Source organism: Variovorax sp. 20P10.2.4 (assembly GCF_058244205.1).
This window is the reverse complement of record NZ_JBZAYE010001052.1, coordinates 1-1,598: the sequence shown is the minus strand read 5'-3', so window position 1 is coordinate 1,598 and position 1,598 is coordinate 1. Positions and strand designations below refer to the sequence as shown.

Annotated in this window: 1 protein-coding gene; it reads left to right on the top strand. The window is 73.7% G+C overall.

Annotated elements, in window-relative coordinates; genetic code table 11:
* Positions 1 to 1,532: DUF4118 domain-containing protein (locus AC27VN_RS40970; protein WP_490880435.1), on the top strand; the 1,532-nt coding region annotated here is incomplete at its 5' end.
* Positions 1,533 to 1,598 lie beyond the last annotated feature (66 nt).

The window sequence follows — 1,598 nt, the reverse complement described above, 5'->3', positions numbered from 1 at the left end:
GGGCCCGCATCGACAGCGACGACCACGAGAAGGCGCCGATCCACTGGCCCGGCTATGCCTGGGCCGCGGCCACCAGCGTGGCGCTCACGCTGCTGTGCACGCCGCTGACCGGCGTGCTCGAGCTGTCGAACATCGTGATGCTGTTCCTGCTCGGCGTGGTGGGCGTGGCGATGCGCTTCGGGCGCGGGCCTTCGGCGCTGGCGGCGCTGCTCAACGTCGCGGCCTTCGACTATTTCTTCGTGCCGCCGCGGCTGTCGTTCGCGGTCAGCGACGTGCAGTACGTGCTGACCTTCGCGATCATGCTGGGCGTGGGCCTGCTGGTGGGCCAGCTCACGGCCGGGCTGCGCTTCGCGGCCGGCGTGTCGACCAGCCGCGAGCGCCGCGCGCGCTCGCTGTTCGAGCTCACGCGCGAGCTCTCGGCCGCGCTCGAGAGCACGCAGGTGGTCGCGCTCGGCGCGGCCGCGGTGCAGGGTCACTTCGGCGGCCATGCGCTGGTGCTGGTGACCGATGCGGCCGACCAGCTGGTGGCGCCGGCCGATCCGCCGCCGGGCTTCGACGCGCAGGTGGCCGACTGGGCCTTCCGCCACGGCCAGAGCGCGGGCCTCGCCACCGCCACCCTGGCCGCGCAGCCCTGGCACTACGTGCCGCTGCAGGCGCCGATGCGCGTGCGCGGCGTGCTCGCGCTCGAACCGGCGCAGCCGCGCTGGCTGCTGATCCCCGAGCAGGCGCAGCAGCTCGACACGCTGGCGCGGCAGATCGCGATCGCGCTCGAGCGCGTGCACTACGTGGAGGTGGCGCAGCAGGCGGTGGTCGAGATCGAATCGGAGCGGCTGCGCAACGCGCTGCTGGGCGCGATCTCGCACGACGTGCGCACGCCGCTGACCGCGCTGATCGCGCTGGCCGAATCGCTGCAGACCTTGCCGGCGGAAGAACATGCCGAGGCGGCGCGCGCGATCGTCGCGCAGGCGCACGAGCTGCATGCGCTGGTCAACAACCTGCTCGACATGGCGCGGCTCGAGAGCGGCATCGCGGGCGGCGCGGTCAACCTGCGGCGCGACTGGCAGTCGGTCGAGGAGGTGGTGGGCTCGGCCATCCGCGCGGCGCGCACCGCGCTCGGCGCCACCGTGGTCCAGACCGCGCTCGATGCCGGGCTGCCGCTGGTCGAGTTCGACGCGGTGCTGATCGAGCGCGTGCTGGTGAACCTGCTCGAGAACGCCACCAAGTACGGCGCGCCGCCGATCGTGGTGGGCGCGCGCGCCGAGCCCGGCACGCTGGTGCTGAGCGTGCGCGACCATGGCCCCGGCCTGCCCGCGGCGCTGCTGGGCCACGAGCAGAAGCTGTTCGACAAGTTCACGCGCGGCGAGGTCGAATCGGCCACGCCGGGCGTGGGGCTGGGGCTGGCGATCTGCAAGGCGGTGGTGAGCGCCCATGGCGGCGAGATCGTGGCCGCCAACGCGCGCGGCGGCGGTGCAGAATTCACGGTCACGCTCCCGCGCCGGGAGCCGCCCGAACCGGCCGAAGCCCCGCTCTGACCCCCATGCCAGCCCCCACCGCCATCGTGATCGAGGACGAGCCGCAGATCCGCCGCTTCGTGCGCG